At 71.4% G+C, this 24,763-nt stretch carries 18 protein-coding genes; 9 read left to right on the forward strand and 9 right to left on the reverse strand.

Going from position 1 to position 24,763, the window contains the following annotated elements:
• Positions 1-171: 171 nt before the first annotated feature.
• Positions 172-672: a DUF1877 family protein gene (locus tag ACFV9Q_RS00755; protein ID WP_377232710.1), complete on the forward strand. Its 501-nt coding sequence runs from the start codon at positions 172-174 to the stop codon at positions 670-672.
• Between the two features lie 465 nt (positions 673-1,137).
• On the opposite strand, the gene ACFV9Q_RS00760 is transcribed toward ACFV9Q_RS00755, so the two are convergent.
• The 3 genes from ACFV9Q_RS00760 to ACFV9Q_RS00770 all read right to left on the reverse strand — a co-directional run bounded on the left by ACFV9Q_RS00760 (position 1,138) and on the right by ACFV9Q_RS00770 (position 3,114).
• Positions 1,138-1,842 (reverse strand): class I SAM-dependent methyltransferase, encoded by a 705-nt coding sequence (locus ACFV9Q_RS00760; protein ID WP_377232711.1) that lies wholly within the window; start codon positions 1,840-1,842, stop codon positions 1,138-1,140.
• 181 nt (positions 1,843-2,023) lie between these two features.
• Complete coding sequence (locus tag ACFV9Q_RS00765; RefSeq protein WP_377232712.1) at positions 2,024-2,344, reverse strand: hypothetical protein; 321 nt, start codon at positions 2,342-2,344, stop codon at positions 2,024-2,026.
• 113 nt (positions 2,345-2,457) lie between these two features.
• Positions 2,458-3,114 (reverse strand): helix-turn-helix transcriptional regulator, encoded by a 657-nt coding sequence (locus ACFV9Q_RS00770; protein WP_377232713.1) that lies wholly within the window; start codon positions 3,112-3,114, stop codon positions 2,458-2,460.
• 203 nt (positions 3,115-3,317) lie between these two features.
• Here ACFV9Q_RS00770 and ACFV9Q_RS00775 point away from each other — a divergent pair, with 203 nt between their 5' ends.
• The gene (locus ACFV9Q_RS00775) at positions 3,318-4,139 is read left to right on the forward strand and encodes an HAD family hydrolase (RefSeq protein WP_377232714.1); all 822 of its coding nucleotides are present in this window, start codon (positions 3,318-3,320) and stop codon (positions 4,137-4,139) included.
• Here the strand turns inward: ACFV9Q_RS00775 and ACFV9Q_RS00780 are convergent.
• Entirely contained in the window at positions 4,133-4,699 is a 567-nt protein-coding gene (locus tag ACFV9Q_RS00780; protein ID WP_377232715.1) for a hypothetical protein, read from the reverse strand. The two genes, ACFV9Q_RS00775 and ACFV9Q_RS00780, sit on opposite strands and share 7 nt — an antisense overlap.
• Before the next feature lie 124 nt (positions 4,700-4,823).
• On the opposite strand from ACFV9Q_RS00780, the gene ACFV9Q_RS00785 reads away from it, so the two are divergent.
• Positions 4,824-6,041 carry a M20 family metallopeptidase gene (locus tag ACFV9Q_RS00785; protein WP_377232716.1) on the forward strand — a complete coding sequence of 406 codons (1,218 nt, stop codon included), beginning with the start codon at positions 4,824-4,826 and terminating at the stop codon, positions 6,039-6,041.
• Here the strand turns inward: ACFV9Q_RS00785 and ACFV9Q_RS00790 are convergent.
• Positions 6,001-8,058, reverse strand: a complete 2,058-nt coding sequence (locus ACFV9Q_RS00790; RefSeq protein ID WP_377232717.1) for an anthranilate synthase family protein — start codon at positions 8,056-8,058, stop codon at positions 6,001-6,003. The genes ACFV9Q_RS00785 and ACFV9Q_RS00790 overlap by 41 nt on opposite strands.
• A gap of 242 nt (positions 8,059-8,300) precedes the next feature.
• On the opposite strand from ACFV9Q_RS00790, the gene ACFV9Q_RS00795 reads away from it, so the two are divergent.
• Positions 8,301-9,938 carry an ABC-F family ATP-binding cassette domain-containing protein gene (locus ACFV9Q_RS00795; protein ID WP_377232718.1) on the forward strand — a complete coding sequence of 546 codons (1,638 nt, stop codon included), beginning with the start codon at positions 8,301-8,303 and terminating at the stop codon, positions 9,936-9,938.
• Positions 9,939-9,954: 16 nt separating this feature from the next.
• Here ACFV9Q_RS00795 and ACFV9Q_RS00800 read toward each other — a convergent pair whose 3' ends face one another.
• Complete coding sequence (locus tag ACFV9Q_RS00800; RefSeq protein ID WP_377232719.1) at positions 9,955-10,758, reverse strand: helix-turn-helix transcriptional regulator; 804 nt, start codon at positions 10,756-10,758, stop codon at positions 9,955-9,957.
• Positions 10,759-10,813: 55 nt separating this feature from the next.
• Here ACFV9Q_RS00800 and ACFV9Q_RS00805 point away from each other — a divergent pair, with 55 nt between their 5' ends.
• The 5 genes from ACFV9Q_RS00805 to ACFV9Q_RS00825 all read left to right on the forward strand — a co-directional run bounded on the left by ACFV9Q_RS00805 (position 10,814) and on the right by ACFV9Q_RS00825 (position 17,114).
• Positions 10,814-12,433, forward strand: coding sequence for an FAD-dependent oxidoreductase (locus tag ACFV9Q_RS00805; protein ID WP_377232720.1), 1,620 nt, complete (start codon positions 10,814-10,816; stop codon positions 12,431-12,433).
• Between the two features lie 73 nt (positions 12,434-12,506).
• Positions 12,507-13,835, forward strand: a complete 1,329-nt coding sequence (locus ACFV9Q_RS00810) for an ABC transporter substrate-binding protein (RefSeq protein ID WP_377232721.1) — start codon at positions 12,507-12,509, stop codon at positions 13,833-13,835.
• Between the two features lie 8 nt (positions 13,836-13,843).
• Positions 13,844-14,785 (forward strand): carbohydrate ABC transporter permease, encoded by a 942-nt coding sequence (locus ACFV9Q_RS00815; RefSeq protein ID WP_377232722.1) that lies wholly within the window; start codon positions 13,844-13,846, stop codon positions 14,783-14,785.
• A complete protein-coding gene (locus ACFV9Q_RS00820; protein ID WP_377232723.1) occupies positions 14,782-15,633 on the forward strand; it encodes a carbohydrate ABC transporter permease in 852 nt (283 codons plus the stop codon). The genes ACFV9Q_RS00815 and ACFV9Q_RS00820 overlap by 4 nt, the downstream gene beginning before the upstream one ends.
• 77 nt (positions 15,634-15,710) lie before the next feature.
• The gene (locus tag ACFV9Q_RS00825; protein WP_377232724.1) at positions 15,711-17,114 is read left to right on the forward strand and encodes an ABC transporter substrate-binding protein; all 1,404 of its coding nucleotides are present in this window, start codon (positions 15,711-15,713) and stop codon (positions 17,112-17,114) included.
• Between the two features lie 72 nt (positions 17,115-17,186).
• Here ACFV9Q_RS00825 and ACFV9Q_RS00830 read toward each other — a convergent pair whose 3' ends face one another.
• Genes ACFV9Q_RS00830 through ACFV9Q_RS00840 form a run of 3 tightly spaced genes read right to left on the reverse strand, consistent with a single transcriptional unit; the run spans position 17,187 to position 24,537 of the window.
• The gene (locus ACFV9Q_RS00830; protein ID WP_377232725.1) at positions 17,187-19,943 is read right to left on the reverse strand and encodes a PKD domain-containing protein; all 2,757 of its coding nucleotides are present in this window, start codon (positions 19,941-19,943) and stop codon (positions 17,187-17,189) included.
• A gap of 41 nt (positions 19,944-19,984) precedes the next feature.
• Entirely contained in the window at positions 19,985-21,163 is a 1,179-nt protein-coding gene (locus tag ACFV9Q_RS00835; RefSeq protein ID WP_377232726.1) for a sugar phosphate isomerase/epimerase family protein, read from the reverse strand.
• A 59-nt stretch (positions 21,164-21,222) separates the two neighbouring features.
• On the reverse strand, positions 21,223-24,537 hold the full coding sequence (locus ACFV9Q_RS00840) for a family 16 glycoside hydrolase (protein WP_377232727.1): 3,315 nt from the start codon (positions 24,535-24,537) through the stop codon (positions 21,223-21,225).
• Positions 24,538-24,763: the final 226 nt, after the last annotated feature.

The raw sequence follows: 24,763 nt of genomic DNA on the forward strand, positions 1-24,763 counted from the left end.
TTGGGAACTGCCGCCCCCCCCCCTCAGTGAGGGGAGGGGGGGTGCCTGTTTTTTGGGGGGCCAAAAGAACACCCACTCCTACGTTCGATGGCGGCTCGGACATCAGCCGTCCGGCGTCCGGCGGGGGTCGTGGCGCCGGCAGTGTCAGTGGGTGCCCGTACGGTGCGGCGCATGAGCATGATCGGCGAGTACATGCGCCTGGCGCCGCACGACCTGGATGTGGCGTTGGCAGATCCCGAGTCGGTACGCGACCTCATCGACGAGCTGTGGGACCTGGAGGACGAGGGCGCCGAGCCGGACGCGCGTCTGATGGATGTCGACAAGGCGTGGCACGGGCTGGCGTTCGTCCTGGAGCGGGCCGGCGTGCCGACCGCCGTCGTCCACGGGGACGCGCGCGTGCCGGGCGCGGACGACTGGGGGTACGGCCCGCCGTCGTGGCTGAGCGCGGAGCGGGTCGCGGAGCTGTCGGCGGCGCTCCGGGGTCTCGACGTCGACGCCGTCGTGGGTGCCGTGCCGGCCGCCGTCCTCGTCGCGGCCGAGGTCTACCCGCTGAGCCTGTGGGCCGCCGACTCGGACTGGCGGGGCTATCTCGCCGGCCACCTCAAGCGGCTCACGGACTTCTTCGCCGAGGCCGCCGACGCCGGGATGGGCATGCTCGTCTGGATCGACTGAGCCGTCCATTCCTCGCGCTTAGAGGTGGCTCCGTGAATTGTCCAGCCGAAACGGCAAAGAATGCGTTGACGCAATGTGTTCTGCCTTCCGCGCAAACGAACGAACTCCCCTCGCGGAATGCCGCGAGGGGAGTTCGTCTGCTGGGGGAGTGATTCCAGCTCCGCTACCGGTAGGCCCTGGACGGGACTACCGAATCAGCGGTGTCGCACCAGGTCAGAGACCCAGGAGCTGCAGGATCTGCTCAAGGGTGCAGCCCAGGTTGTCCAGCAGGTGCGAGATGATGTCGATGAGGCTCACGTGTGCGAGTCCTTTCACAAAAGGGGATCACCAGATGATGTCCGGTGAGTCGAACGGTGTTCGCGTTCCATACGTTAAGTAGGCGACACGGACACTGCAACGTGAAAGGGATATTGGCGTGTAAAGCGCGAAATGATTCCCGCTGTGATAGCGGCGGTGCGCTCCGTCTCAGCGGGCCTCGAGGACGACGAAGAGGAAGCAGATGAACGCGGTCCGCTCTCCGTTCGCGATGCGTGGCGGGAGGAGCTCGGCCGGCGTGTCCGGGGACGGCGGGGGCTCGGCGATGGACGCGATGTCGAATCCCGCGGCGGTGAAGGCGTCGATCATCGCGTGCAGGGGCCGGTGCCAGTAGGTCAGCGTCCCTGGCTGGCCCGCGAAGTCGTACTCTTCCGAGAACTGCCGGACGGCGAAGTAGTCCTCCTTCGGAAAGTTGAAGGGGCGCACGAGCGGGTGGTTGACCGAGAGGATGAGCCGGCCGCCCGGCTTGAGGACCCGGTGCAGCTCGGTCAGCGGCGTCTGCCAGTCCTCGAGGTAGTGCAGGACGAGCGAGGAGACGACGTCGTCGAAGGTGTCGTCGGCGTAGGGCAGCGGCTGGGCGAGGTCTGCCACGGTCAGCGGGACATCGTCGCCGAGCCTGCGGCGGGCGAGCTCGATCATCGAGGGGCTCCCGTCGAACCCGGTCATCTCGGCGCCGCGGTCACGCAGCTCGGCGGACAGCGGTCCGGAGCCACAGCCGGCGTCGAGGATCTTGCGCCCGCGCACGTCGCCCGCGAGGCGGACCATGGCCGGTCGTTCGTACCAGGCGTTGAGCAGGCTCCCGGAGTTCTCGGTGTCGTAGCTGGCTGCGAACTCGTCGTAGTGGTCGGCCTTCATCGGATCCTCTTCGTCGGACGGTCCATGTCCCGCCTGAAGTTATCGGGACGGATCGCCGTCCAGGCTTCCCGACCGAGCCCCTCCCTCAGGTGCGCTGGGTTCCTCCCGAACACACTCACGACTGCGAGGGGCAGATCCGTAAACCTCCACAACGGCGGCTCAACTGGACTCGCACGCGCGCCTACCGGCCGGAGTACTCCTGTCGGGTCTCCGGGCTCGTCGATTCGTCCTGCCAGGTCAATGTCCATTCGCCGGTGTTCATGGTGAGTCGGCGTCCGAACCCGAGCCACATCCCGTGCATGATGCGCCGGTCAGGTTCGATGACCAGCTGAAGTGCGCCGTGGAATGTCGTCCCCACATAGGGTCCGTCCGGTGCAGTGGCTTCACGCCACGTACCAGTGGCCACCGGTGGTTCAACTGTGAGTTCAAGATTGATCCTGGAGCGCGATGAGTTCGGCAGGCTGGTGACGAGCAGTCGTTCAGCCTGTTGGTCGATCACCACGTAGTGCTCATATGCGCGGTCCCCAGGTTGACCACTGCTTCGCAGTCTGTACTGCGAAAGCCAGATGCCTCCAAGGCTCGGTACAGCTGTGCTCGCCGTCATTGCCGACTCCTTCACCGCGTGGGGTCTGTCACCGGGCCCTTGTTGTACTGCTGGAGCGTCGCCGCGTCCGTGGCGGTATCCACCAGGTCGAGTATCCATGGCCCCGAGTCCACGTGGAACTCCTTGTCGAACCCGACCCACTTCCCCGCCATGCTGCGGCCCGTGGGATCCACGATGACCTGAAGAGCCCCGTGATAGACGGCCCCTTGGTAGTAACCACCGACGGCTGTGTGCTCCGTCCAGGTGCCAGTTCCGATGGGGCCCCGCATTGTCAGCGCCAACGACACGGGCGAATCGTTGGAGTGCGGGACGCTCTCCACCGAGAGCTTGTTGCCCTCTTGACGGATGACCACGTAGTGGTGGCGCGAGATCGTGCCCCGCGCGGTGCTTTCATACGCGTAATGGCTGTGCCATACGCCGCTCAGGCCGAGTCCGTAGGCGACAGCGCCCTCAGGCGAAGCCAGTTCTTCGTGCGACGTGCCGAGTGCCGCAGCGATGAACGGGAGCCATTCACGCGGCGTCCGTTTCCCTGTCTCCCACCGGTAGATCTCTTGACGGCCCAAGGTCCCCATTTCAACTCCGGCGGCCCGACATGTCTCTGCGGCCAATCTGTCCTGGCTCCAGCCCAGCTCCTGTCGGCGCTCGCGAATTCGGCTCCCGATCCCCATGCGCAGATTCTGGCCTACACCTGGCCTACAAACGGGGCGACACCCGGCATCTAACACTCCGTTTCCCGGGACGGGAGTGTGGTCGCACGACACCAGAGCGTGGATCCGCGATCCGACAACGCCGATCCGCTGAGCGCTTCGAACCGGCTGTACAGGCCTCAAACCCCACCCCACATGCGTGACCACGGAAAGCGAGCCCGACCATGAACGAGCAGGACACCTTCCCGGACCAGCCGATCCTGGCTGCCCTCGACATCGACGGCACACTGGCGCTCCCGAGCACAACGCAGGTCGCGGATCGTGTGCGCGAGGCCGTCGCGCGGTTCGTCACCGCCGGGCACCACGTGGTGCTGGCTTCCGGGCGTTCGCTGGTCGGGGTGCTGCCCGTCGCGCGAGAGCTGGGGCTGGTCGACGGTTGGGTGGTCGCCTCCAACGGGGCCGTCACCGCGCGTCTGGACTCACGGGTCCCGCGCGGCTACGAGCTGGAGGACGTGCAGAACTTCGATCCCGGGCGTGTGGTCCACGCGGCACGGGCGGCGCATCCCGGCCTGCAGATCGCCGCGGAACGGGTGGGGTGGGGATACGACGTGACGCACCTGTTCCCCCCGGGGCAGCTCAACGGCGCACAGCAGATCGTCTCTGTCGACCACCTGGGGGAGCGGTCGACGACCCGGCTGGTCTTCCGAGGGCCCGACGCCGGCCGGCTCGTGGGTTCGGTACGTTCCGTCGGTCTGACGGCTGTGCCGGTCGAGCCTGACTGGCTGGACGTCACCGCACCAGGCTTGAGCAAGGCGACGGCCCTGGAGAAGGTGCGGGCCAACCTCGGCGTGCTACCGACCAGGACGGTTGCGATCGGCGACGGCGAGAACGACCTGGAGATGCTGCGCTGGGCCGCCCGCGGCGTGGCGATGGGGCACGCGCCCGCGACGGTGCGCGCGGCGTCGGACACCGTCACCGGGACGCTCGACGAGCACGGCGCCGCCACCGCGCTCGACGAGGTCCACATGGCTGGCCTGCCTCAGTAGGCCCGGAAGGTCTCCACGGTCCTCGACCCGCTGCCCGACAGCCACCACCGGCCGCCGCCGATCATCCGGATGTCGACGTCGAGCTCCAGGTCACGGACCGCCCAGGTCCCCGGTCCTCCGGCGCGGGCGTAGTGGGACGGGAAGATGTAGACGCGCTCGGAGAACGTGGCGTTCCGGTCCGGCTTGCTGCCCTTGCGGATGCGTTTGAGGTCGGCGTGGAAGGAACCCGCCGTCCCGTCGTGGCTGCCCAGGCTGAACCCGACGTCACCGCCCGCCAGGAGCTTGTGGTTGCACCGCACCTTGCCCTTCACGGTCACATAGCCGGGCAGGTTCTTGGCCCCGACGGGGCGGACGTCCACGCGGCAGCGGGCCTGCACGGAGCGGTCCTGCGCCGGTATGTAGTAGGTGTCGGTGACGACGAGGTCGTTCTCCCATGCCGCGGCGCTCGCGGGCGCGGCGGTCGCGGGCGCGGCGGTCACGGACGCACCGGCGAGGGAGAACGCGCCGGCAAGGGCGGCGGCCCAGTGCCTGAGCCGCTTCTGGTGCTTCTTCTGCCGCATGACTACCTCCATGAACCAGGTCGGCACCATCAGGCCTACTGCGGACGGCGCACGGGCGCCACGTGGCGGCGCGGCACGAGGCAGAAATCACCCGTCGGCAGAGCGCCCCGTAGGCTCTGCCACCGTGGCCCTTCTCGACGACGCAGCCCTGATCCAACCCGACCTGGTCGCCCTGCGACGGCGCATCCATCAGGACCCCGAGATCGGCCTGCACCTGCCGCGAACGCAGGCGGCCGTGCTCGAAGCCCTCGACGGGCTGCCCCTGGAGATCACCACCGGCACGGGCCTCAGCTCCGTCGTCGCCGTCCTGCGCGGGGACCGCCAACCCGCGGGGCAGGGGCCCACGGTGCTGCTGCGCGGCGACATGGACGCCCTGCCCGTGGTCGAGGACTCGGGCGAGTCGTTCGCCTCGACCAACGGCGCGATGCACGCGTGCGGGCACGACCTGCACGTGGCGGGCCTGGTCGGCGCGGCCCGCCTGCTCAGCGCCCGGAAGCACGAGCTCGCGGGCAACGTCGTCCTCATGTTCCAGCCCGGCGAGGAGGGCCCCGGCGGCGCGCTCCCGATGATCACCGAGGGCGTCCTGGACGCCGCCGGCACCCCCGTGGACGCCGCGTTCGGGATCCACGTCACCGGCCTGTACGACAAGGGGCTGTTCGTCTCCCGGCCCGGTCCCGCCTGGGCCGGCGTCAACATCCTCGACATCACGGTGCACGGCCGGGGCGGCCACGGCTCCTCGCCCTGGATGTCCGTGGACCCCGTGCCGGTCGCGGCCGAGATCGTGCTGGCGCTGCAGTCCTACGTGACCCGCCGCGTCAGCGTGTTCGACCCCGTGGTGATCACCGTGGGCCAGCTCCACGCGGGCACGGCCTCCAACGTCATCCCCGACAGGGCGGTGCTCAACGCCTCGGTGCGCACCCTGTCGGACGCGTCGCTGGCCCAGCTCACGGCCGAGCTCCCGCGACTGGTCCAGGGCATCGCCTCCGCCCACGGCTGCACCGCCGACGTCGTCCTCGAACCGGAGTACCCCGTGACGGTCAACGACGCGGGCATGTGGGACCACGCCCGCGCCGTCCTGACCGGCCTGTACGGGCCCGACCGGGTCGTCGAGCGGCCCGAACCGATCATGGGCGCGGAGGACTTCTCCTACGTGCTGCAGCGCGTGCCCGGCTGCTTCGTCCAGCTCGGCGCCCGGCCCGCCGACGTCCCCGCCGACGCCGCGCCGTCCAACCACTCCGCCAAGGTCCGGTTCGACGACTCCGTGCTCGGCGAGCAGGCGGCGGCGCTCGCGGAGCTGGCCGTCACCACCCTGGCGAGGCTGGGGACGGCGCCGCCCGCGTGACCGTCCGGCCCGGGACGCCCAGGGCATGGCGCGCGAGGGTGTCGAGCACGGTGATGCCGTCGGCCGACAGCACCGACTCCAGGTGCCCCTGCACCGACGCCACCCCCGGCCCGCGCAGCGCCGTCAGCACGCCGTCCGAGTCGACGGACGGCTCCAGGGCGAGCCGCGCCACGGGGTTGTCGGCGTCGGCCGCGGAGACCGTCGTCAGGTGCGCGCCGAAGGTGTTGTAGTAGCCGACGGCGGCCGTGGTGCCGAACACGTCGGCGTCCAGCCGCACACCCTGCCGCGGTGCGGACAGCGCGCGCAGCGGGAAGCCGGCCAGGCCCGCGAGCACCTGGTGGCTCAGGCAGACGGCGAGCAGCGGGCGGCCCGCCGTGACGCGCTCCAGGATCCGGCGCGTGAGAGCGGCGATGCGCGGGTCCTCCTGGTCGCGGGGGTCACCGGGGCCGGGGCCGAGGACGACCAGGTCGTCGGCGAGCACGTCCGTGACGGCGTCCCACCGGACCACCCGGGCGTTCATCCCGAGGTGGCCCAGCTGGTGGGCGAGCATCGTCGTGAACTGGTCCTCGTGGTCGACCACGAGGACGTCCCGGCCGGCCAGCGGCGACTCCCCGCCGGCTCCGAGCGGCGCGCGGCCCGACGCCGTCGCGGCAGGCTCCACCTCCTGCGGCCGCACCCAGAACTCGGCGAGCTGGTGGTTGCGCGCCGTCAGCGCCTCCGCCACGCCGGGCTGCGCGTTGAGGTCGACGACGGCGTCGGGCCCCGCGCCCCGGGGGACCAGGCCGAGCGAGGCGAGCACCCCCGCCGCCTTGGCGCGGGTCTCGGCCACCTCGTGCTCGGGCACGGAGTGCCGCACGAGCGTGGCCCCGGCCGGGACGGACACCCGGCCGCCCGCGTGCAGGTAGGCGGTGCGGATGAGGATCGGGGCGTCGAGGGAGTAGCCCGCGGGGTCGCCGGGAAGATCGGCCCCGGCCTCCGGCTCGAACAGCGCCAGGAACCCCGAGTAGTACCCGCGCGGCCGAGTCTCGTGCCGGGCGATGACGGTGCAGGCGTTCTCCATGGGCGACCCGGTCACGGTCGGCGCGAACATCGTCAGCCGCAGCGCGTCGCGCGGGTCCACGGAGGTGCGGCCCTCCAGCAGGTACTCGGTGTGGCTGAGCCGCGCCATCTGCTTGAGGTAAGGGCCCACGATGCGCCCGCCGTCCGGGCAGAGCGCGCTCATCATCTTCATCTCCTCGTCGACCACCATGAAGAGCTCCTCGTTCTCCTTGGTGTCGGCCAGGAAGTCCAGGACGCCCTCGCGTGTGGGGCCCGACGCAGGGTGGCGGTAGGTGCCGCTGATCGGGTTCATCCGGGCCACGCCGTCGTCCAGGGTCAGGTGCCGCTCCGGGGTCGCGCCCGCCAGGGACACGGCCTCCGCGGCCGGGCCGACGGCGGGCACCGTGCCGCCCTGCGACGTCGCGGGCGCCGGCACGTGGATCGCGAACGTCCAGTACGAGCCGACCTCGTGCGTGAGTAGCGCGCGGAACCACGACGTCAGGGTGCGCACGGGGGCGGCGTCGGTGCGGGCCTCGAAGCTGCGCATCACCACGAAGTTGGCGCCCGCGCCCTGCCCGATCTCGTCGTCGATCACGCGGCGCACGATGCCCGCGTACTCGTCGTCGGGGATGTCGAAGCCGAGCGGCTCGGCGGCAACGGGCTCGGGCGGCAGCGCGGCGAGGGCGTCGGACAGGGCGACGCGTTCCGACGCGCGCACGACGAGGCAGCGCAGCGGGACGCCGTCGTCCTGCACGGTGAAGCCGCGCTCGCGGGCCTGGCGGTAGGGGACGACGGCGAGCACCGGCGCGCCGTCGAGCGGGATGTCGCGCAGCAGATCGGCGTCGACGACCTCGCCGGTCAGCACCTCGACCTCGGTGCCGCCGTGGCGACGCAGGAGCGCGAAGGGGAGCGAGCCGTCGGAGGCCAGGACCCGGTCCAGGAGCGGGTGCCGGCGGGTCGAGCCAGGGTGGAGGGACATGCGGAGCCTCTCGGTTCGGGGTGCTCGCCCGGAACCGGGAGTCTCGTGGGGAAACACGAAACGACCGCCTCGGGCGAGGCGGTCGTGGACGTGTGTGGATGCGTCGCGAGCCCGCCTAGTCGGCGGGCCACCAGTCCAGGCAGATGCGGGGCGACGTCATGGCCGGAACGTTAGCCGGGCGGGGGCGGTGGTGTCCACAGGTACCGCGACCTCGGCCGGATCGTGGACAGTAGGGTCACCACATGAGCGACTTCCTGGCCATGGACGCCGTCACCTATCTGGCCGGTGGCCGCCGGATCCTCGACGGCGTCTCGCTCCGGGTCGGTCCGGGCCGGCGCGCCGGGATCATCGGCGAGAACGGCACCGGCAAGACCACCGCCCTGCGGCTGCTCGCCGGGGTGATCGACCCGCACGCCGGGCGGGTCGACCGGCCCGCCGACGTCGGGTACCTGGCGCAGGAGCTGGCCTTCGACCCGGCGGCGACCGTCGGCGAGGTGGTCGCGGACGCGCTGTCCCCGGTACAGGACGCGCTCGACCGCCTCGACGACGCCGCCGAGCGCCTGGCCGCCGTGCCGCCGGACGGGACCGACTACGGGGCGGCGTCCCAGGCCTACGCCGACCGGCTCGCGCAGGCCCAGCGGACGGACGTGTGGAACGCGGAACGCCGGACGGCGCAGGTCCTGCGGTCGCTCACGCTCGACACGATCCCCGCCGACCGCACCCTGGGCACGCTCTCCGGAGGGCAGCGGGGCCGGCTGGCGCTCGCGGTACTGCTCCTGCGGCAGCCCGCGGCGCTCGTGCTCGACGAGCCGACCAACCACCTCGACGAGTCCGCGATCTCGTTCCTGGAGGAGTACCTGCGCGGTTTCCCCGGCGTCGTCGTGCTGGCGAGCCACGACCGTGCCCTGCTGGACGCCGTGTGCACGGACCTGATCGATCTCGACCCCTCCGCGACGGGCCCGGTCGTGTTCGGCGGCGGGTACTCGGCGTACGTCGAGCACAAGCGGGCGGCGCGACGGCGGTGGGAGCAGCGCTACCGCGAGGACCAGGAGGAGCTCGAGCGGCTGGCCCTCGCGGTCATCGAGGTGGCCCCCGACGTCGCCCCGGACCGGCTGCGCCGCGACTCGGAGAAGATGGGCTACGGGCACCGGGCCGGCCGGGTGCAGAACCAGGTGGCGCGCCGGGTGCGGGACGCCCGGCGGCGCCTCGTGGAGCGTGCGCGATCGGCGGTGGCCGCGCCGCCCCCGCCGCTGCGCCTGAGCGCGCCGCCGGTCGCGCTGTCGGCCTCCGACGGGCCGCTCGTCGAGCTGGCCGACGTCGAGGTGCCGGGCCGGCTCCGCGTCCCGCGACTTGTCGTCGAGGCGGGGGAGAAGCTGCTGGTCACCGGCCCCAACGGGGCCGGGAAGTCGACGCTCCTCGGCGTCATCGCCGGGGCGGTCGACTACGCCGGCGGTCTCCGGCGGCGGCCGGACGCGGCGATCTCGTTGCTCCCGCAGGACACCGTGTTCGAGCGCCCCGAACGGTCGGCCGAGCAGATCTATCTCGACACGCTCGGCGAGCACGGGGCCGAGCGGACGCCGCTGGCGGCCCTCGGGCTGCTGACGGCGCGCGAGATCGGCACGCCCGCCGGCGAGCTGTCCGTCGGGCAGCGCCGCCGACTGGCGCTCGCGCTCGCGTTCGCCGACCCGCCGCACCTGCTGCTCCTGGACGAGCCCACGAACCACCTGTCGCCGATGCTCGTCGACGAGCTGGAAGAGGCCTTCGCGCAGGCGCCCGGCGCGATCGTCGTCGCAGGGCACGACAGGCTGATGCGATCCAGGTGGCCGGGACGCGTGTTCTCCCTGGCGGGCACCCCGCGCCCGGTGGGAAGCACCCGGTAGGAGAGGGGCGGCCGCATCAGGCGCGTGCGGTGGACGTGCGCAGCTCCGACGGCGACAGGCCGGTCGTCTCCTTGACCTTGCGGGAGAAGTGGAAGCTGGTCCTGAACCCGCAGCGGACGGCGATCGAGCCGACCGGGAGTCCCGTGGACGTCAGCAGCTCGACGCCGAGGGAGATGCGCCGGTCCCAGAGGTAGCGGATCGGCGTGGTGTCCATGTGGGTGCGGAACATCCGGACGAGGTGAGCGGGGGTGACCGTCGCGGCGCGGGCGATGTCCGTGAGCGTGATCGGCTCCCCGAGGTGCTGGTGGATGAAGAGGCGGGCGTCCTCGATCGAACCCGGCAGCGCGGCGGGCAGGTTCCTGAACTCCGCGATGAAGCGCCACAGCACCGCCGTGGCGAGCGCGTCCAGCAGCGCCCCGTCGGCCGTCAGCCGGGTCTGCTCCGTGGTGACGGCCTCGCGGGCCAGGTAGGTCAGGGCGGACGACAGCGTCCTCGTGGGCCGGAGCGACTCCAGCCAGACGCGCATCTGCGGGGTCGAGTTCTCCATCCGCCCCCGCACCAGCGTCTCGTGGGTGTCGAGGTGCTCGTCGAACCTGATCTCCTCGGTGTGGCCCGGCAGCAGGAGGCAGATCTCGCCGGTGGGCACGTGGCGCGGGGCGCCGCCGTCGAGGCGCAGCGTCATGGAGCCGGAGTGGATCAGCATGAGCTGGATCTCCTGCTGGCGGCGCGGCCCGATCCGGGAGCCGGCGGGCTGCACCAGCTGCCTCGCGGTCGCGTCGGCGATCCGGAGGCGACGCGCGCTGGCATCAAACTGGGACACAGACGAGTGTATTGCAGTCATGTCAATAGTGGTCAAATGCTGGTGTCCTCGTTGTATGCGTGAAAACGAGACACAGCTTCTGGTCGTCGGCGGCGGCGTGGGCGGCGTCATGGCCGCCGTGACGGCCGCCCGTCGCGGGCTTCGTGTGGTGCTCACCGAGCCCACCGACTGGCTGGGCGGGGTGCTGACCGCCCAGGGAGTTCCACCGGACGAGCACGTCTGGATCGAGCAGTTCGGCAGTACCGCGACATATCGTGAATATCGAAATTCCGTGCGTGAGTTCTACCGGCGGCACTACCCCCTGACCGACGACGCCCGGCGTCGACCCGCGCTCAACCCAGGCGGCGCCAAGGTGTCCGGGCTCTGCCACGAGCCCCGGGTCATGCTGGCCGTGCTCGAGAGCCTGGTCGCCCCGCTGCGCGGCTCCGGGCTGCTGCAGGTCCTGATGGAGCACGAGCCGCTCGCCGCCGAGACCGACGGCGACCGGATCACGGCCGTGACGGTGCGGAGCAGGCGGACCGGCGCGACGACGGCGATCTCGGCGCGGTGGGTCGTCGACGCGAGCGAGACCGGCGAGCTGCTGCCGCTGGCCGGCGTCGAGCACGTCACCGGCTCCGAGGCGCAGGCCGACACCGGCGAGCCCCACGCGGCGGCCGTGGCCGACCCGCTCAACATGCAGCCGGTGTCGGTCTGCTTCGCGCTGGACCACCGGCCCGAGGAGGACCACACCATCGACCGGCCGGCGGGCTACGACCGGTTCAAGGCAGCCCGCGCCGTCGACTGGCCGGAGGGCCAGCTCTCGCTGACCGCGCCGCACCCCAAGACCCGCCTCCCGGTGCGGCACCAGTTCTGGCCCGATCCCGACGACGACCCGCTGAGCATCCGGCCCGACTACGCGGACCAGCGGGTGGGCTCGATGGACCGCAACCTGTGGACGTTCCGCCGGATCGCCGCCCGGGCCAACTTCCGGCCCGGGGCCTACCCGAGCGACCTCACCCTGGTGAACTGGCCGCAGATGGACTACTGGGGCGGGCCGGTCTTCGACCACCCCGACGCCGACGCGCACCTGCGCGCCGCACGGGAGCTGAGCCGCTCGTTCCTGTACTGGCTCCAGACCGAGGCGCCCCGGCCCGACGGCGGCACCGGCTGGCCCGGCCTGCGCCTGCGCGGCGACGTGCTCGGCGACACCGACGACGGCCTGGCCAAGAGCCCGTACATCCGGGAGTCCCGGCGCATCCGGGCCGAGCACACCGTCGTCGAGCAGGAGCTGTCCCTCGCGGTGCGCGGCGACAAGGGCGCCGCCACCTACGACGACAGCGTGGGCGTCGGGATGTACCGCATCGACCTGCACCCCTCCACCGGCGGCGACCCCTACATCGACATCGGCTGCTGCCCGTTCGAGCTGCCGCTGGGCGCCCTGCTGCCCGTCCGGGTCGAGAACCTGCTCCCGGGCGCGAAGAACATCGGCACCACGCACATCACGAACGGCGCCTACCGGATGCCGCTCATGGAATGGAACATCGGCGAGGTCACGGGCCACCTGATCGCGTTCTGCGTGCAGCACAAGGCGACGCCCCGGCAGGTCCGCGAGGACGAGGACCTGCTGGCCGACTTCACGCGCGAGATCGAGGACGCCGGCATCGAACGGCACTGGCCGCGGGTCACGGGCTACTGACCCGGCCGCCTGGGAACAACAGCAGGCACCACCACGCAGGAACCACGCAGGAATCATCAAAGGAGATGACGTCATGGGAACGACCAGGAGAACGGCGGCGGCGACCGCCTCGGCGGCGGCGCTGCTGACCGCCGTCGCGGGATGCGGTTCCGGCACGGACGCCTCTGCCACGGGCGAGGTGGTCGTCACCTGCGCCACCTGCCAGGAGAGCCCGACCGACCCGTTCCTGCAGTACAACTACGAGGCCGCGCAACGGTTCAACGACCAGTACGCCGGCCGGTACCAGGTCGAGACCATCGAGAACCCGAACGCGGGATCCGGCGACGACCGGCTGCAGTACTACCAGCGCCTGGCGCTCGCCGACGACCTGCCCGACCTGTTCCAGCTCAACTCCGGCGAGATCAAGGCGATGGAGCAGACCGGCCGGCTGCACGACTTCGCGCCGGGCCTGGAGGCCGACGCCGAGTGGGCGGACACCTTCTACGACCAGGCGTTCGACGCTCTGACCGGCCCGGACGGCCAGGTCTGGGCCATCCCGCAGCAGCGCGACGCGATCGGGATCTACTACAACACCGAGCTGCTGGAGGCGGCCGGGTACGACGAGTTCCCGGCCACCTGGGACGAGTTCGAGGACCTGGCGGCAGGGCTGAAGAGCCAGGGCAAGATCGCCCTCGCGCTCGACGGCGACTGGGCGACCAAGCTCATGTGGGCCGACCTGATCGGCACCCAGCCCGGCGGGGCCGAGTTCCTTGGCGAGGGCATCGTCGACCTGGAGGACTGGGGCGACGACCCCGCCGTCGTCCGGGCGACCGAACGCCTGCGCGACTGGCACACCGAGGGATACGTGAACGCCGACGCGTTCTCCGGCGACTTCCAGAACGCGGCCGCCCCCTACCTGACCGAGGAGGCGGCGACGGTGCCCAACGGGCCCTGGTTCGTCAAGACCAACCTCACGCCCGAGGCGGCCCCGGGCCTGTACGAGAAGACCGGCTACGCCCCCGCGCCCGGCTGGACCGACGGCGGGCAGGGCACGGTCGTCGTCTCGGGCGCCGGCTGGGTCTCCGGCGCGACGGACGAGCGCGAGCTCGAGGCGGTCGAGGCGTTCGTGAAGTTCATGTCGTCGCAGGACGAGGTGCTCACGCAGGCGCAGGCCACGGGCGCGAACCCGCCGGTCCGCGTCGACGCCGAGGCGGCGGACGCCGCCGACCTGGAGCCGCTGGCGACGGGGCTGATCGAGCAGGCCGACGACCTGGAGCACGTCTACCCGCACGCCCGCGTGCACGGACCGGCGGGGCTCGACACGTCGTGGAAGAACCTGTGGCCCGCGTACGTGCAGGGCGACCTGGACACCGACGAGTTCCTGGAGCGCCTGACCGTCGACTCCGCGGCGAGCGGGCAGTAGGGGCGGCCATGAGCACCCTCACGAGGTACCGCGCGCCGGCGCGGCGGCGCACCCTCGCCCGGCGCGCCCGGCCCGTCCCGGGGACCCGGATCCCGCGCGGCATGCGCGGGCCGATCGCGGTGTCGCTGCTGCCCGGGCTCGTCCTGTTCGGCACGTTCTTCCTGGTGCCGTTCCTCGTGCTGGCGGCCACGGCGTTCGCCCGGTGGAGCGGGCTGGACTTCGCCTGGGCGGGGCTCGACAACTACCGGCAGATGTTCGCCGACCCCGTCTTCCTCAAGGCGCTGGGCAACACGCTGTTCTACGCGGCGGCCTCGGTGTTCGTCCAGGTCCCGCTGGGCGTCGGCGTCGGCATGGTGCTCGCCCTGCGGCCCCGTGGGTGGAAGACGCTGCGGACGATCATCTTCGTGCCGTTCGTCATCTCGGGCGCGGCCTACGCCCTGGTCTTCTCCATGTTCTACAACCCGCGGGCCGGGCTGCTGAACAACGCCCTGGGCGCCGTGGGGCTGCCCGGAAGGGACTGGCTCTTCGACACGGCGACGGCGCGGTGGGCCGTCGCAGGGACCTTCGTGTTCGTCATCGGCTTCGTCGTCGTGCTGGTGATGGCCGAGATCGCGGCGGTCCCGCGCGAGCTGTACGAGGCAGCGTCGGTCGACGGCGCCTCGACGTGGCAGCAGCTCACCCGGATCACCCTGCCGCTGCTGCGCAACGTCATCGGCACCGTGATCCTCATCCGGCTGCTCGTCGACATCGGCATGTTCGACCTGGTCTTCATCCTGACCGCCGGGGGACCCGACGACGCGACGGCGACGCTGGCGCTGTACGCGTACCGGGCGTACCTGAACGGCGAGTGGGGCTTCGCCAACGCCGTCGGCTCGGTGATCATCGTCATCGGCCTGGTGCTGATCGTCGCCGTCCGGCGGATCTTCCGGATCGGGGAGCGTGCACTGTGAGCGACATCGGGACCACCGCCGCCGGACGCCGTTCCGGGTGGGCGAACGTGCTGATCTACGGGTTCCTCGGCATCGTCGTGCTGCTGGCGCTCGCGCCGACGGCGTGGGTCATGCTGTCCGCCTTCAAGACCGGGAACCAGATCTTCTCCGGCCAGGGCCTCCTGCCCGCGCCGTTCACCGTGCAGGGCTTCGTCGACGCCTTCACCCAGATCCACCTGCACGAGTACATGCTGAACACCCTCCTGTACGCGGGGCTCGGCACGCTCGGCGCGCTGACGGCGGCGTTCCTGGCGGCCTACCCGCTGGCGCGGTTCTCCTTCCCCGGCCGCGACGCCCTGGTGGCGCTGTTCTCCCTGGCGCTGGCGCTGCCGCTGGTCGGCCTGGCGACGCCGGTGTTCTTCGTGGTGCGGGAGCTGGGGATGTTCGACTCCCGGATCGGGATGGTGATCCTCTACTCGGCCCTGCAGTTCCCGTTCACGTTCGTGGTGCTGCGGGCGTTCCTCGTCTCGACGCCGCCCGAGCTGGAGGAGGCCGCGATGATCGACGGCGCCGGGTACTTCACCACGCTGTTTCGAGTGGTGCTGCCGCTGACGCGGCCCGCGCTGGCGACCGTGGCGGTGGTCGCGTTCGTGAACATCTGGAACGAGTTCTTCTTCGCCAACCTGTTGCTGGTCTCGGAGGAGAACCGGAACGTGCAGCTCGTGCTGGCGGGGTTCAAGTCGCAGTTCGGGTTCAACGTCACCGGGGCCGTCGCCGGGGCGACGCTGGTGATGCTGGTCCCGATCTGCCTCTTCCTGATCCTCCAGCGCCAGGTGATCGCGGGGCTCACGGCGGGCGCCGTCAAGTAGGGCGCCGTCGGATCGTCCAGGCCCCGCCGCGCAACTCCCCATTCCGGAGGACGGCGGCCGGCCCTACGGTCGGGGCCATGATCACCGTCGATCGGCACCGGACCAGCGCTACCGCGAGGCCCCGGCCGCACCGCAGGAACACACCGGCACGCACCCTGCTCGCGCTCGGCGGGACGGCGACGCTGCTCGCCCTCTCGGCGTGCGGCGCGGGAGGGGCGGGGGACGGCGACGCCGCCACCGGGACCATCCAGTGGTGGACCTGGGACGACAAGCAGGCCGTGTCCTGGGGCAAGTGCGTCGAGCCGTTCGAGCAGGCCAACCCCGGTATCGAGGTCAAGGTGCAGCAGTACGCCTGGGACGACTACTGGACCAAGCTCACCGCGGGCTTCGTGGCCGGCAACGCCCCGGACACGTTCATGGACCACACCTCCAACTACCCCGAGTTCGTGGACCAGGGCCAGCTCCTCCCGCTCGACGACCTGATCGAGGAGTCGGGGTACGACGTCGGGCAGCTCGGCGTCGGCGTCGACACCTGGACGTACAGCGACGGCGCCACCTACGGCCTGCCGAAGGACTGGGCGACGGTCGGCTTCTTCTACGACAAGGCGAAGCTCGCCGACGCCGGCCTCACCGAGGACGACGTGCAGAACATGACCTGGAACCCCGACGACGGCGGCACGTTCGAGAAGGTCATCGCCCGTCTCACGGTCGACGAGAACGGGGTGCGCGGCGACGAGCCCGGCTTCGACAAGGACAACGTGGCGACGTACGGGATCAACAGCCTCGGGTCCAACGGGATCAACGGCCAGGACACCTGGGCCAACTTCGCGTCGACCACCGGCTGGGAGCTGGGCGACAAGGACAGCTTCCCCACCACGTTCCAGTACGAGGACGAGCGGTTCGTGAAGACCGCGAAGTACCTGCGCGGGCTGGGGGAGCGCGGCCTGTCGCCGGTCGAGGGGCAGTTCACGCTCGGCCCGGCCGAGCAGCTCGGCACGGGGAGCGTCGCGATGGTCTCGGGCGGTTCCTGGTACGCGACGACGTTCTTCGCGCTCGACGGCGTCGACGTCGGGATCGCGCCCTCGGTGCTGGGCGCGGACGGGCAGCGCGCCGGGCTCTCCAACTCGAACGCGGACTCCGTCTGGGCGGGCACCAAGCACCCCGAGGCGGCGTTCAAGTGGGTCGCCTACATGAACTCGCCGGAGTGCCAGGACGTCGCCGGCGTCGACGGGACGTTCTTCCCGTCGATCGACTCGTCGATGGAGAAGACCCAGGCGGCCCTGCTCGACCAGGGGATCGACGTGGCGCCGTACACGCAGCAGTTCGTGGACGGGACGCTGTTCGAGACGCCGGTGTTCGCCGGCGGCCAGAAGATGGGCTCGGCGATCAGCCCGCTGATGGAGGGCTACTTCACCGGCCAGCGCGAGGACGACGTCTTCGCGGAGATGGACGAGCTGAGCCGGGAGATCCTCGCGGAGTAGGTCCCGCGTGGGGAGAACGGCCGGCCCGGGCCACCGTGCGGTGGTCCGGGCCGGCCTGTGTCGCCTGCGGGCTCAGCCCCGGACGGTCAGCTCGACCGTGGTCCAGTCTCGGGTGCCCTCGCTGTCCGTCGCGATCAGCCGCGCCGTGTACCGGCCCGGGTTCTCGTAGACGTGCGTGACGGCCTGCCCGTCCGCGGTGGTCCCGTCACCCAGGTCCCACCGGTAGGAGACGATCTCGCGCCCCTCGGGTGCCACGGCCGACCCGGACAGGTCCACCGAGAGGGCCGCTCGTCCGCCGCCGCGGCTGGCCTCGGCCGTCACGACGGGGGCGGTGGCGTCGGCGACGCCGCGCCCGTGGAAGACGAGCCAGTCGAGACCCAGGTTCGCGCCGTCGGCCGGCTCGCGCTTGCTCTTCGCGACGAGGTAGAGCGTCGTGGCCCCCTGCTGGTCCGGGAGGTCGATCGTGGGCGAGACGACCTGCCCGGCCCCGGTTGCCCTGGCGACCGTGACCTGGCCGAGCTTGCGCCCGGTCGGGCTGCCGGCGCGCACCTCGACGGTCGTGTCGGCTGCGCCGCGGACGGCGCCCACCGTCAGGGCGTCGATGCCGCGCAGGTCGACCGGGCCGAACGCGATCCAGTCGCCGTGGTCGACGTCGGTCACCAGGCGCCCGCCGCGGGCGTCGGCGCCGTCCGCCACCGTGACGCCGGAGCTGTCGACGAAGAACTCGGCCTCCTTGTCGCGCACCTGCAGCCGGGCCGTGTCCTGGCCGGCCAGGGCCGGGACGCCGTCCGCGCCCAGGTCCTCGTAGCCCGCCCCGAGCACGGGGTAGACGTTCTGCCCCACGCCGTGGTCCGCGGGGTCGAGGAACACCGACCCCGAGCACCCGGTGTAGTTGTCCAGGGGGTGCGCGTGGGAGTCGTGGCCGAGCTGGGTGTTCACCGTGACCTGCTCGCAGTCGATGGTGCCCGCCTCGGTCGAGCCGTCCTCGACGTCGGCCACGTCGACGGCGTACGGGACGGTGTCGCCGAGCTCGGCGAACCCGCCGTGGTACGGCGCCGCGAAGGAGACGTCCGGCCGGGTGTTGCCCACCGTGATCTTCTGCACGGAGACCCCGGTGAAGCCCTCGCTGTCCGTGACCGTCAGCCGGGCGCTGAACTGGCCGCGCTCGGTGTAGGTGTGCGTGGGATCGGGCTCGGTGGAGTCGACGACGCCGTCGTTCTCGAAGTCCCACGCGTAGGTGATCTCCAGCCCGTCGGGGCTCTCGCTGGCGGCGCCGTCGAAGGCGACGGTCAGCGGTTCGTGGCCGGAGTCGACGTCGGCCGCGAACCGGGAGAGGGGCCGCCGGCCGTCGGCCGCGTAGTCGACGCGGTAGATGCCGGCGTCGGTGTTGCTGCTCCCGCGGCCCGCGCCCGAGCCACGGCCGAAGTCGATGATGTAGAGCGAGCCGTCGGGGCCGAACTCGGCCTCGAACGGGGCGACGAACGTCTCGCCCTCCAGGAACGGGTCGATCGAGGCGAGCTCGCCGGTGGCCTCGTCCAGCGAGAGCACCTTGTAGTAGTTGCGGGCGTACTCGGAGACGAACCAGTGCCCGTCGAAGCTCTCCGGGAACTTCGTCTTGACGTCGAGCTCCGGGTCGAAGCGGTAGACCGGGCCGCCCATGGGAGCCGCCCCGCCGGAGCCGAGCTCGGGAAACTCCTCCGAGACCCCGTAGCCGTACCAGACGAGCGGCAGCTGCGACGGCGGGAGCTCGCGCAGGCCGGTGTTGTTGGGCGAGTCGTTGACCGGGTTCGCGCAGTCGAACGCCGCGCCCGAGGCGCCGGTCGCGAAGTCGTAGTCGATGTACGCCTGGTTGTCGGCGTGGCAGTACGGCCAGCCGTGGTTGCCCGGCTCGGTCATCCGGATGAACTCGACCTGGCCGTCAGGGCCGCGCAGCGGGTTGGCCACCCGGGCGTCGGGCCCGTAGTCGCCGATGAGCACCGCGCCGGTGCCGGGGTCGACCGTGATGCGGAACGGGTTGCGGAAGCCCATCCCGTAGATCTCCGGGCGGGTGTCCGCCGTGCCCGGCGCGAACAGGTTGCCGTCCGGGACCGAGTACGTGCCGTCGTCCTCCGGGGTGATGCGCAGCACCTTGCCGCGCAGGTCGTTCGTGTTGGCGGACGTGCCCTGCGCGTCCCAGCCCCGGCGGCCGGGGCGCTCGTCGATCGGGGTGTAGCCCGCCTGGTCGAACGGGTCGGAGTTGTCGCCCGTGGCCACGTACAGGTCGCCGTCGGGCCCCATGGCGAGCGAGCCGGCCATGTGCGAGTTGGCGCGGCCCTCGCCGCGCCAGATGGTGTAGTCGAGCAGTCGCTTCTCCGACGCCGGGTCGATGGTGTCGTCCGGTCCCATCGTGAACCGCGAGAGGTTCATCTTCGCGACGTCGGGGTCGCTCCAGAGCAGGTACAGCCACCCGTTCTCGGTGAAGTCCGGGTCCAGCGTCAGGCCCAGCAGGCCGTCGGACTGGGTGAGCAGGTCGAGCGAGTAGTCCAGGTCCAGGGCCGTGGTCTGGCGCAGGGTCTCCTGCTCCAGCACGATCACCTGGCCGGTGCGCTGGATGTAGACGACGCGGCCGTCGTCGGCCACGTCGAGCTCGAACGGGTCGGCGAGGCCTTCCGTGACGAGCGGGACCTTGTCGAATGCGGTGGCCTCGGCATGGTCGGAGCCGGCGGGTGCGTCGTGGGCGTCGTGAGCGGTGGCGGCGGTGCTGGCGGGGAACAGGGCACCGAGCGCGACGACCAGACCGGTCGTCGCGGCCAGTGCCCGGCGGTGTGCCCGGCGGTGCGGTGCGGACATCAACACTCCCTCGTGCTGGGTCGGATGGTGCGGGCTGGGGCTCAGTAGCGCAGCTCGGCGAGGTAGCCGAGGCTGGTGCACGCGGACGTCACGCCGTCCGGGGACGGCTGGTCGTTCTCGGTGAAGCCGTACCGGACCCCGGCGAGCGGCGCCGCGGCGAAGATCTCGGCGAAGTCGATGGTGCCCGCGCCGACGTCGGCGAAAGAGCCGTCCTCGGCGATGTCCTTGAGGTGCAGCAGCTCGAACCGGCCCGGGTAGCGCGCGAACAGGTCGGTGGCGGTGGTGTCCGTGCTGGCGGCCCAGTACACGTCGAGCTCCATCGTGACGAACGCCGGGTTCGTCTCCCGGACCAGCACGTCGTAACCCGTGACCCCGTCCTCCTGGGTCTCGAACTCGAACCCGTGGTTGTGGTACGCGACCCGGATGCCCTCGGCGGCAAGTGCCTCGCCCGCCTCGTTGAGGATCGCGGCCGTCCGCGAGTAGTCCGCCAGCGTCCACGACCCGGAGCCCGAGATGCGCACGTACTTCGCCCCGATCGCGTGCGCCTCGGCCGCCACCAGGTCGACGTCGTTCTGCAGGTTCGACAGGCTCACCCCGAGCGACGGCACCTCGATCCCCGCCACGTCCGTGAGCGGCGCCAGCCCAGCGGCGGAGTAGCCGTAGAAGTTGCCCGCGCTGCCCGACGGCTCGATGTTCTGGAAACCGCACTCGGCCAGCGCCGCGAGCGTCCCTTCGGCGTCGCTGGGCATGGTCGCGCGGACGGTGTAGCCCACCAGGCCGATCGCGGACAGGTCGACGGACCGGTTGCCCGTGACCGGGTGTGGCCTGCCCACCTCCGAGGCGGCGGCGGCGCGGACGACGTCCCGGCGCTCGCGGGCGGTCAGGACCCGTTCGCGCACGAGGCCCTTGGTCACGGAGGTGACGGTGCGGACGAACGCGCCGTGCGTCGCGAACGGCGCGTCGGCCATGATCGCGTCCATGACGGTGCAGCCGGCGCGGGTCTCACGGTTGGGCACGCCGGAGTCGGCGTCGGCGCCGAACCAGACGGTGGCCTGGCTGGTGTAGCCGTAGGCGCAGGCGCTGGTCCCGGCGGGCGCGCTGGTCTCGGCGGCTCCCGCGGGTGCGGCCAGGACCGGCAGGGTCAGGGTGGCGACCACCGCGGCGGCGAGCCAGGGTCGTGCGGCGCGGGTGCGGGGTGACGTGCGGGCAGAACGTTCCATCAGATGAACCTCTCCTTCGAGGGACAGATCAGCGCGGGACAGATCAGCGCGGGACCAGATCAGCGGACGGTCAGGTAGACCGTCGTCGTGCTCCGCCGGTAGACGGTGTCGCCCAGGTACTCGACGGTCACCGGGTGCACCCCGGCCGCCAGCCCGGCGGTGGGGAGCGGGAGCCGGACGGGGCCGCGGCCGAGCGCGGCCTTGACCGGCGTGTCCCCGACGGTGACCCGGACGGTCCCCGTCGGCGCCGGGCGGCCCTTCGCGCCGGGCACCGTGACCAGGGCCAGCGTCTCGTCGCCCGCCGTGACCGTCGGCGGGGTCAGCCGCGCCGAGACCCCCGACGTCAGGCCCTGCCTGGTGTCCTCCTGCTCGGCCAGGCGCTCGATCCAGACGTTGCGGAACCGCGGGTTGAGGCCGGCGTCCCCGTGGTCCTGGAGCTTGATGTGGCCAGGGGCGGGTCCCTCCGCCCGGCCGTTGCCGGTCTTGCCGTCGATCGCCACGTCGTCGTGCACGAGCTGCCCGTTCCACCAGAGCGAGAGTCGGGCGTCCTCGGTCTTGGTCCCGGCGGCGTCGAACCGGGCGGCGCGGAACACGAGGTCGTACGTCTGCCACGTGCCCATCGCGGTCGCGGCGTTCACGTCCGGGGCCTTCTTCAGGTAGATCGAGCCGGCGTCGTTCGTGGCCGGCGGGTCGATGCCGAAGGACTCCAGGACCTGCACCTCGTAGCGTTCCTGGATGTAGATGCCGCTGTTGCCGCGGGCCTGGCCCGTGACGTCGTCGGCGTGCTGGGGCTGGTACCACTCGGCGTGCATCCGGAAGTCGCCGAACGTCTCCTTGGTGCGGATGTCGCCGCCGAAGGACTCCAGCGTGCCGTCCGCGACCGGCCACGTCGCGGGCCCGCCGCTCGCCTTCTCCCAGGCGTCGAGGTCGCCGCCGTCGAACAGCGTGATGCGTTCGGTGGGGGTGACGGTGAGGCTGTCGAGGTTCACGTGCCCCACGTCGTCGGCGTCGTACGCGTAGGCGATGGTGTTCGCGCCCTTCCGGAGCTGGATCGTCTCGGTCTGCGTCTTCCAGGTGGACCAGCTCACGGTGCTGTCGAGCCAGACCTGCTTCTGCTTGACGCCGTTGACGTACAGGCTCATCGACCGCGGCAGGGGGCTGGGGTCGGAGTTCTGGCCGTTGGCGTAGCGCAGGGCCAGGTCGTGCGGGCCCGCCTCGTCGGCCTCGACGGCGAACGTGGTGCGCGCGCCGGGCTCCCAGTTGCGGTCCACGAACCCGGCGCCCGAGTACCCGGCGTGGTTGGTGTTCCAGCCGGCGCCGCCGGAGATGTCGGCGGCCTCGGCCTCGTAGACGGGCGGCGGAGTGCTGCCGTCCGGCAGGCGGTTCATCGTGTACCAGGCCTCGGTGCTCCACAGCTCCGCGCCGGTCTCCGAGGCGAACGGCCGTGGGGAGTGCACGTTGACGACCCGGCCGGGCTTCAGCCCGTCGATCGCCAGGGTCACCGTCCTGCGGTCCGCCGAGAGCGTCGCCGAGGTGACGTCCAGGTCCTCCTCGTCGACCTTGGGCCCGCCGTACTGCGGCGTGGAGACGTAGCGCCACTGTGCCGCCTCGTACTTGTCGGCCAGGTTCTCGGCGGTCTCGGCCGACAGCGGCTGGGTGTACTCGATCTCGAAGCCGCCGTCGATCGCGCGCATCTCGAGCATGTCGAACGCCCGGTTCTCGTCGAAGGTGAGCTTCTGCAGGCCGTAGCCGAGCTTGCCCGCCTGGCCCCAGTTGCCCGACCAGCCGATGCCGCCCACGTAGATCGAGCCGTCCGGGCCGACGCTCGTCCTGCTGACGCCGGACTCCAGCCCCTGCGTCATGCGGAACACGGCGCCCTGCTCCTGGCCGGCAACGTCCTCCAGGTAGACGCGCTGCAGGCCGCCGTACGTCACGTCGCCGATCGCCATCTGCCCGGCGAACACGCCCTCGGTGAGGATGACGGGATTGCTGGGCGAGTTGGAGATCTCGCCGTGCGGCATCCACACCACGGGCTCGGTCACGGGCTGGTCGTCGTACGGGCCGTCCGGGTTCGTGTAGTGGTTGTAGAACGCGCCCTCCTCGACGCGCACCAGCTTCGACGTCGGTACGTGCATGCCCTGGTTGTCGGTGACGTACATGCCGCCGTCGGCCCCGAAGCCGAGACCGTTCGGGGTGCGCAGGCCTCCCGCCAGGTACTCGACGTCGCCGGTGTCCTCGTCGATCTTCAGCACCGAGCCGCGGTTCTCGACGAGCTGCGGGTCGCGCGTCGCGCCGCCGGGCACCATCGCGATGCCCGTCGAGACGTAGAAGTAGCCGTCCTCGTACAGCAGGCCGAACGCGAACTCGTGGTAGTTGCCGCCGAACGGCCAGGTCGCGACCGAGCGGTACTCGTCGGTGACCTCGTCGCCGTCGGTGTCGATGAGCTCGGTCAGCCCGTGCTTCTCGGAGACGTAGATGCGGCCGTCGACGACCTTGAGCCCCATCGGCTCCTGGAGCTCCTCGGCGATCTTCGTGTACGTGACGTCGTCGGCGCCGCCGTCGCCGCTCACGTTCTCGACGATGTAGACCTCGCCGAGCACCGTCTCGCGGTCGCCGCCCCAGGTGGCGATGGCCATGCGGCCGTCGGGCAGCCAGTCCATGCCGGTGACCTGCGGCTCGAAGCCGTCCGGGCGCAGGTTGGTGAGCGTGTAGTCGGGGTGCACCTCGGTCAGGGGCAGGCCGTCGCCGGGCGCCTCGTCGACCCCCTCGCAGACCTTGCGGCCCGGCGAGGTGACGCGCGTGACCTCGGCGTCGGTGCTCAGCACCGAGCTCGGCACCAGCACGAAGCCGGAGGCGCCCGGCGGGCGCCACTCCAGCTTCAGGCGCTGGTCGAAGTCGCCGTCGAAGTGGTCGATGCGCAGGGCGTGGTAGCCGGCCTCCAGGGCGGCGGACCCGTCCTTCGGCGTCGCCCCGTGCTTGCCGGGGTGGTCCACGACCAGCGTCTCGTCGAGCAGCAGCCGCGCGCCGTCGTCGCTGGTCACCCGGAAGTCGTACGTGCCGGCGGCCGGGACGTTCAGGTAGCCGCTGACCTCGGTGACGAACCGGTCCGCGAGGCCGAAGTCGGCCGCCGTGGTCCAGTCGATCGTCGGCATCAGCTTGTCGACGTTCGGCGTCTGGCCCGGCTTGAGCGTGCAGTAGTCGTCCAGCGGGACCTGGACGTCGAACACCCGCAGGGTGACGCCGGGCTCCTGGGGCCGGGTGGGGTCGGTGGCCGCCTGGGCCTGCGTCTGTGCCGCCGCCGGGAGCACCGTGAGCGGCAGCACGAGCACGCCGAGCATCGCGGCGAGGGTGCGGTGGGTCGATCTACGTTCCATGGGCCTTGCCTCTCCATCGAGGACCTTGCCTGGCTGGGACCGTGCCTACGCCACGTCACTATGCGGTGAGCGGTAACCCCGGACAACGAGTTGCCACTTGTTGCCCCTCGCGGGGCGCACCCACGACGTCGCCGGGCGACGGTGTGCGCCGGGGAGGTGGAGGTGGAGTTGGACAAGCGTTCACCAGGCGATCCGGGACCGTGCCGGGCCCGGTTACGGCCGCGGA

This window comes from Promicromonospora sp. NPDC059942 (assembly GCF_042731755.1).
Classification (GTDB): Bacteria; Actinomycetota; Actinomycetes; order Actinomycetales; family Cellulomonadaceae; genus Promicromonospora.

What these genes read in the sequence shown, in the direction of transcription:
- ACFV9Q_RS00795 (WP_377232718.1), top strand. Translation starts at nt 8,301, where the DNA reads ATGAGCGACTTCCTGGCCATGGACGCCGTCACCTATCTGGCCGGTGGC.
- ACFV9Q_RS00805 (WP_377232720.1), top strand. Translation starts at nt 10,814, where the DNA reads ATGCGTGAAAACGAGACACAGCTTCTGGTCGTCGGCGGCGGCGTGGGC.
- ACFV9Q_RS00825 (WP_377232724.1), top strand. Translation starts at nt 15,711, where the DNA reads ATGATCACCGTCGATCGGCACCGGACCAGCGCTACCGCGAGGCCCCGG.
- ACFV9Q_RS00830 (WP_377232725.1), bottom strand. Translation starts at nt 19,943, where the DNA reads ATGTCCGCACCGCACCGCCGGGCACACCGCCGGGCACTGGCCGCGACG.
- ACFV9Q_RS00840 (WP_377232727.1), bottom strand. Translation starts at nt 24,537, where the DNA reads ATGGAACGTAGATCGACCCACCGCACCCTCGCCGCGATGCTCGGCGTG.
- ACFV9Q_RS00775 (WP_377232714.1), top strand. Translation starts at nt 3,318, where the DNA reads ATGAACGAGCAGGACACCTTCCCGGACCAGCCGATCCTGGCTGCCCTC.
- ACFV9Q_RS00835 (WP_377232726.1), bottom strand. Translation starts at nt 21,163, where the DNA reads ATGGAACGTTCTGCCCGCACGTCACCCCGCACCCGCGCCGCACGACCC.
- ACFV9Q_RS00810 (WP_377232721.1), top strand. Translation starts at nt 12,507, where the DNA reads ATGGGAACGACCAGGAGAACGGCGGCGGCGACCGCCTCGGCGGCGGCG.
- ACFV9Q_RS00755 (WP_377232710.1), top strand. Translation starts at nt 172, where the DNA reads ATGAGCATGATCGGCGAGTACATGCGCCTGGCGCCGCACGACCTGGAT.
- ACFV9Q_RS00790 (WP_377232717.1), bottom strand. Translation starts at nt 8,058, where the DNA reads ATGTCCCTCCACCCTGGCTCGACCCGCCGGCACCCGCTCCTGGACCGG.
- ACFV9Q_RS00770 (WP_377232713.1), bottom strand. Translation starts at nt 3,114, where the DNA reads ATGGGGATCGGGAGCCGAATTCGCGAGCGCCGACAGGAGCTGGGCTGG.
- ACFV9Q_RS00780 (WP_377232715.1), bottom strand. Translation starts at nt 4,699, where the DNA reads ATGCGGCAGAAGAAGCACCAGAAGCGGCTCAGGCACTGGGCCGCCGCC.
- ACFV9Q_RS00760 (WP_377232711.1), bottom strand. Translation starts at nt 1,842, where the DNA reads ATGAAGGCCGACCACTACGACGAGTTCGCAGCCAGCTACGACACCGAG.
- ACFV9Q_RS00815 (WP_377232722.1), top strand. Translation starts at nt 13,844, where the DNA reads ATGAGCACCCTCACGAGGTACCGCGCGCCGGCGCGGCGGCGCACCCTC.